Origin of the sequence: Sphingomonas ginsenosidimutans (assembly GCF_002374835.1) — a bacterium.
In the GTDB taxonomy this organism is placed as follows: domain Bacteria; phylum Pseudomonadota; class Alphaproteobacteria; order Sphingomonadales; family Sphingomonadaceae; genus Sphingomonas; species Sphingomonas ginsenosidimutans.
On record NZ_NWVD01000029.1, the window covers coordinates 1 to 6,079 of the forward strand.

At 61.6% G+C, this 6,079-nt stretch carries 4 protein-coding genes and 1 tRNA gene; 3 read left to right on the forward strand and 2 right to left on the reverse strand.

Annotated elements, in window-relative coordinates:
- Positions 1-210 precede the first annotated feature (210 nt).
- Positions 211-292, reverse strand: a tRNA-Lys gene (locus COA17_RS19520).
- A 94-nt stretch (positions 293-386) separates the two neighbouring features.
- Here COA17_RS19520 and COA17_RS18295 point away from each other — a divergent pair.
- The gene (locus COA17_RS18295) at positions 387-1,658 is read left to right on the forward strand and encodes a tyrosine-type recombinase/integrase (RefSeq protein ID WP_096614320.1); all 1,272 of its coding nucleotides are present in this window, start codon (positions 387-389) and stop codon (positions 1,656-1,658) included.
- Positions 1,659-1,747: 89 nt separating this feature from the next.
- Here the strand turns inward: COA17_RS18295 and COA17_RS18300 are convergent, their stop codons facing one another.
- Entirely contained in the window at positions 1,748-2,404 is a 657-nt protein-coding gene (locus COA17_RS18300) for a lytic transglycosylase domain-containing protein (RefSeq protein WP_096614322.1), read from the reverse strand.
- A 124-nt stretch (positions 2,405-2,528) separates the two neighbouring features.
- On the opposite strand from COA17_RS18300, the gene COA17_RS18305 reads away from it, so the two are divergent.
- Both COA17_RS18305 and COA17_RS18310 read left to right on the forward strand, forming a co-directional pair.
- Entirely contained in the window at positions 2,529-3,458 is a 930-nt protein-coding gene (locus COA17_RS18305) for a DUF7146 domain-containing protein (protein WP_096614324.1), read from the forward strand.
- A gap of 40 nt (positions 3,459-3,498) precedes the next feature.
- A complete protein-coding gene (locus COA17_RS18310) occupies positions 3,499-5,970 on the forward strand; it encodes a strawberry notch-like NTP hydrolase domain-containing protein (protein WP_096614326.1) in 2,472 nt (823 codons plus the stop codon).
- Positions 5,971-6,079: the final 109 nt, after the last annotated feature.

The window sequence follows — 6,079 nt, forward strand, 5'->3', positions numbered from 1 at the left end:
CGGGATCGGGATCCGGGGCTGCCTTGTTGCGCAGCTTTTCGAGCGCGCTCGCCTTGGCATCGCGCGACGCGGCGGCGCGCTGACTGAAATCGGGGGTCTTGTATCCGGCCATATCGTCTTCCGTCTGGGGGCCATGGTTGGGGGAGCGACCCCGTGTACCATGTCCCAATGCACAACGGCCCCGCATCGCTGCGGGGCCGTTGAAAAAACTGGTGGACGCACTTGGGCTCGAACCAAGGACCCGCTGATTAAGAGCCATGATCAGAGGGTCCTAGCGCATCCGCATGTGTCCAAAAATGGCGGAACTCCGGGATTCACAGTCCGCATTGTTCTTGAAATGTTCGCCAGTATCCACTACAAAAAGCTACCTAAGGTAGCAGGTACATATGGCGAACAAAGTAGGTTTGACGGACGCGAAGATCGCAGGACTCAAGGCGCCGGCGGCTGGTCAGATTGAGCTGGCCGATGGTATCGTCCCCGGCCTGAGGCTCCGCATGGGCGCCAGTGGTATCAAGACGTACATTCTGCGCAAGCGGGTTCAGGGCAAGTGGTTGAATGTGACCATCGGACGCCATGGTCCGAGTTTTACCCTCGCCCATGCGCGTAAGAAGGCGCGCGATCTGCTTGTCGATGTCGAGCAGGGCAAGAGCATTGCCAGGAAGCCGGGTGCTAAGAGGCAGGGGTCAAAGGGCGTCGGTACGGTTGCCGAGCTCTACGAGACGTATCTGTCCCAGCAGATCGAGGGCAAAAAGCGCAGCGCGAGGGAGTTCGATCGGGTCTTCCGAAAGTACATTGAGCCTGAGCTGGGAGACCGCCTCGCGGACTCTATTACCCGAGGTGACGTGAGCCGCTTTGTTGAGAAGATCGCATTCGAGCGGGGCAAGGAAACCCTGACGATGGCGCGGATCGTCTATCGCCATCTTTCGACCTTCTACACGTGGGCACTCACCAGACTCGAGCATATGCCTGCTAATCCCTGCCGGGACGCGTGGCGTCCGAAGCGGAATGAACCTCGTGATCGCGTACTCAGCGACCGAGAACTCGCGGCGCTATGGCAATCTGCGGTCGAGGATGGCTATCCGTTCGGTCACCTTGTGCAGATGCTTGTCCTTACGGCTCAACGCCGGGGAGAAGTGCTCGATGCAGCTTGTGACGAGTTCGATTTCAAGGCGAAGGTCTGGACCGTCCCAGGCGACCGAGCGAAAAATGGCAAAGCGAATGTGGTGCCGCTGTCCGCGCAGGCTCTTGCAGTCGTCACAGAGGTATTCATGGCCGCAGGGATCGACCCTGACGACGCTCACAAGCAATCCCAGATTCTATTGGCATCGAAGGTCACCAGCACGAACAGCGTTAGCGGCCTCTCGAAAGCATGGAAGCGGATCAGAGCAAGCGTGGACGAGAAGCTCGGCTACGAAGCCGGTCACTTCACAATGCATGACATTCGGCGGACAGTGGCAACTGGCCTCCAGCGTCTCGGCATACCTCTGGTGGTTTCTGAGGCGGTCCTCAATCACCAGTCAGGATCAGCTATGGCCGGTGTGGCGGGGGTCTATCACCGACACCAGTATACCAACGAGAAGCGCGAGGCGTTGGCGTTGTGGGGTAAGGAGGTAATGCAGATCGTAGCCAAGTACCCGGCCGATGCCAAAAGCGGCTAAATTCCCGTGCAGTCGCTTGCCTGCGACATGGTCCAGCCCGGCAACAATCAGTCGATTGCCTCTGTTTCGGTTAACTTGGGGATAGACCGCTAAAAGCGCCAATGGCGAAGGACGTCGCGGACATATCCGGGCGTCTCGCCATTCCGCGGTATACCGCCCGCGCGTTCGACTGCGCCTGGACCGGCATTGTAGGCCGCGACAGCGAGGTGAACCACGCCAAACCTGTCGAGCATCTGCCTCAGATATCGCGCCGCGCCGAAGACATTGGCCATGGGGTCAAAGCGATTGGAGACGCCGAGTTCCTTGGCCGTTGCTGGCATCAGCTGGCCAAGGCCCGCAGCTCCTGCCGGACTGACAGCAAGGGGGTTATAGCGGGATTCCGTCCAGACGAGCGCGTCGAGCAGGCCGGTGGGCAATGAATACTTCGCTTCCGCCGCATAGACGTGGGGCAGGTAGCTCGCCCGCCGAAACCCGGATGGGGCAGTTTTGGCCTTGGGCTCGTATCTGTACGGCAGGTTGACTCGGCCATTTTCTGCAACGCTCGAACTTGGTGCTGGGGCGGCCTGCTCGGATTGCCAGAACCCATGCTCGACCAACTGAAATCCGTTCGATGCTTCGGCAATCCTAATGCCGCCGGATGGACCGGCACGTTGCTCGGGGACTTCTGGCCTTGGCAGATCCTGGGCATTAGCAGGTATGGCTGATGCGATGGCAATGCCGCCGATCAGGAGGACTTTCATTGTCATTTCTCGATCCTTCTATAGCCGAATCGAGTGAGAACATATAAAGAACAAACGATGTAGGAAAATGCTTTGGCGCTGGTGCAGAGCGGAGGCTGCGCGGGGAGAGCACCTCAACCGGAGTAGGTCGATGCCCCAGCTAGAGAAAAGTCATCAACTCGAACGCCGTGCCCGCACGATTGTCGAACGCCTCAAGGGAACATGGCGCCAGAGCAAGGGCATGTGCTGCTGTCCTGCCCACGACGACCGCACACCGTCGCTCAGCGTGACCTTGGGGCGAAAGGCCATCCTGTTCCATTGCTTCGCCGGATGTTCGAATGAGGACGTCATTGCTGCATTGGATCGCCAGGGCTTTCGCAGCCGAGAGCTCTTTGATGGTTCCGGCCCTGGGACAGCTGATCGGCAAAATCAGAGTGACTTCAGTCCCAATGCGCGACGCTTGTGGCAATCGGCTTCGGCGATCTCCGACAGCCCGGTCGAACGATATCTCGCACAGCGCGGTCTCCAGCGCGCATCTGACCAGTTCCGTTACCTTGAACGTACGCCGCTCGGGCCACGGGGGGCAGTTAAGTTTCTCCCTGCGATGCTGGCCGCAGTAACGACTGACATTGGCGTTATCGCAGTACACAGGACATTTCTCGATGTGGCGAGTGGCAAGCTGGCCGGCTTCGAGCGACCCAAGCGTGCGCTTGGCAGTCTCGGCTTTGGCGCCGTCAGAGTTGCTCCCCCGGAGCAGGGGAGGCTGGGCCTTGCCGAAGGTATCGAGAGCGCCCTCTCAGCCATGCAGCTCTTCGGGATCCCGTGCTGGGCGACGCTTGGAAACGAGCGGTTCGGTCTCGTCTCGATCCCGGAGAGCGTGCACGAACTCTTCCTGTTCATCGACAATGACGCCGGAGGTGCTCACGCCGAGGAGCGCGCGCTTAAGGCCTACGCTGCGCCTGACCGCGTTATCCACTCACGCGCGCCAGTCTCACCCGGGTTTGACTGGAACGATGAACTTAAGTCGCGCCTCGCCCGACAACCCGATCCATCGAGCAGAGGGGAGGGGGCCTTCGGCTGATTGAGGTCTGCCCGCCGCAGGACCTCGTCAGGAGGTTCCCATGTCCAACTCTTCCCTCGCCTTTGCATTCGATGATCCAACACCGCCCGTTGTTATGATGGCGGCCCAGACCATGGGTTCTGAGCTGGCGGCAGGCCGCGCGCTTTCACGTAGCGACGTCACGCGGATCATGACGGAGCACTTCGGGGGCAGCGATGCTCTCGGCCGTTGGTCAGTTCGTGACGCTCACGCAGCGCTTGAGGTGGCACAGGTTCAATACCTGCAATCTTCAGATCAGATTTCGCTCTCGACCCCGATCGACAAGGCGGAACAGTTCTTCGGTTCCCTCGATGCCCGGCTTCCGACCCAGACGAATCGCAGCGACGAGCAGATCGAATGGCAGCAGTTCGCAACGCCGCCGCGCCTGGCCTGGCTCGCTGCCCGGGCCTGCGCGCTGGCCACTAACGAGCTTGTGCTGGAACCCTCGGCCGGAACGGGGATGCTCGCGGTCTGGGCCGCCAAGGCTGGCGCGCGCCTTTGCCTCAACGAAATCTCCCCGTTGCGTCGCGACTGCCTGAATGCCCTGTTCCCGACTGCCCGATTGGCCGGCCATGACGCTGAGTTGATCGACGAACTGCTTGATCCAGCCATCACCCCAAGCGTCGTGTTGATGAACCCTCCCTATTCGCACGGCATCGAGCGAGGGCACGATAGTCGCACCGGCTCGCGCCACCTCAGGTCGGCATGGAGCCGTCTGGCACCCGGCGGTCGCCTTGTCGCGATCATGCCTGAATGGTTCGACTGCGCGAAGTTCCTGGCGGGGCTGAAGGGACCGGTCTCGCTACGGCTCAATGCCACCGTCGAACGCGCGTTCGTCAAGCATGGCACCGGCATCACCACGCGGCTGCTGGTTCTCGACAAGGTGGACCACTCCCATGAGCCTGTGGCCATCCGCACAAGCGACTTTCGCCAGCTGGTCGATCTCGTCGATGCCTTGCCGGATCGCGCCGGCTTGGCGGCTGCTTCCGAGCAATCAAGTCTTCCGGCTCGTGCGCCGTTTCGCCTGGTCGCCGCGCCGCGCAGGCCGCTGCCGACACCCGACAAGATCACGCCTGCAGCATCCGCCATCAGGACGCTCACCTACCAGTCGCTCGAAACCCCTGCGCCGCTTGCCCCTCAGGTCGGCCACTATCTGCCCTATCGTCCGAGCAGGATCGTGATCCATGGCGCAGGCGAGCATCCGACGCCGCTCGTAGAGTCGGTCGCCATGGGGTCGATCGCCGCGCCGATGCCCGAAGCTGTACCGCAGCTGCCCGACGGGCTGGTTGCCAAAGGGCTGCTGTCGACTGCCCAGGCAGAGACTCTGATCTACGCGGCCAACGCTCACGCGCGCAATCTTCCCGGCCGCTTCGAACCCGAGGACAAGGGCTGTTCGCTCAAGGCATCTGCAGAAGGTCAGACTTACCGGCAGGGTTATTTCCTTGGAGATGGAACCGGCGCCGGCAAGGGCCGTCAGGTTGCGAGCGTCATCCTCGACCGCTGGGTGCGCGGGGAACGGCGCCATATCTGGATTTCGAAGAACGAGGCACTGCTGGAAGATGCCCGGCGCGACTGGGCAGCGCTCGGCGGCCTGCCGATCGATATCCAGCCGCTTGCATCCTGGAAGCTCGGCACCCCCATCGCCATGCGCGAGGGCATTCTCTTCGTGACCTACCCGACCCTGCGGTCAGGCCGAAACGAGGCGACCCGCCTCGACCAGCTCCTCGCCTGGGCGGGGGACGACTTCGACGGCGTCATCGTGTTCGACGAGGCGCACGCCATGGCCAATGCTGCTGGCGGAGAAGGATCACGGGGCAAGGTCAAGGGCTCCGAGCAGGGTATCGCGGGCGTGCGCCTGCAAAACCTCCTGCCCCGCGCGCGGGTGCTCTATGCCTCGGCAACCGGCGCGTCAGACGTCAACAACTTGGCCTATGCCACGCGCCTCGGCCTGTGGGGGCCGGAGACCGCTTTCGCCAATCGTGAGGCCTTCGTGGCAGACATTCGTGACGGCGGAATCGCAGCGATGGAGCTGGTCGCCCGGGACCTCAAGTCGCTCGGTCTCTATACCGCGCGTGCATTGTCCTTCGCCGGCGTCGAATACGAGATCCTCGAGCATTGCCTGAGCGAGGATCAGATCGCGGTCTATGATGCCTATGCCGAGGCCTGGGCGATCATTCACGCCAACCTGCGCGACGCGCTGGAGGCTACCCGCATCGTCGATAGCGAAACCGGAGGGACGCTCAACTCCGGTGCCAAGTCCGCAGCGCTGTCGATCTTCGAGGGCACCAAGCAGCGCTTTTTCGCGCAGCTGCTTCTGTCGATGAAGCTGCCGAGCCTGTTACCAGCCATCGACGCCGCCATCGCTGATGGGAACGCCGTTGTCGTCCAGCTCGTCTCGACCGCAGAAGCCATGCTCAATCGTCGGCTTGGCGACCTCTCGGATGAGGAACGCGAAACACTCGAGATCGATCTGTCCCCGCGCGAATATGTGTAATGTTGAGCTCAACATTAGACATATTCTTTGCAGTCGCAGTTTATGTCGAGCGTGGCGGCGGGAGGCGCAGGTTTCCTTCGGTTTTCCATGATTTCACTCCAGATAATTA

Coding starts and splice junctions, on each gene's coding strand:
- COA17_RS18295 (WP_096614320.1), top strand. CDS start 387: ATGGCGAACAAAGTAGGTTTGACGGACGCGAAGATCGCAGGACTCAAG.
- COA17_RS18305 (WP_096614324.1), top strand. CDS start 2,529: ATGCCCCAGCTAGAGAAAAGTCATCAACTCGAACGCCGTGCCCGCACG.
- COA17_RS18310 (WP_096614326.1), top strand. CDS start 3,499: ATGTCCAACTCTTCCCTCGCCTTTGCATTCGATGATCCAACACCGCCC.
- COA17_RS18300 (WP_096614322.1), bottom strand. CDS start 2,404: ATGACAATGAAAGTCCTCCTGATCGGCGGCATTGCCATCGCATCAGCC.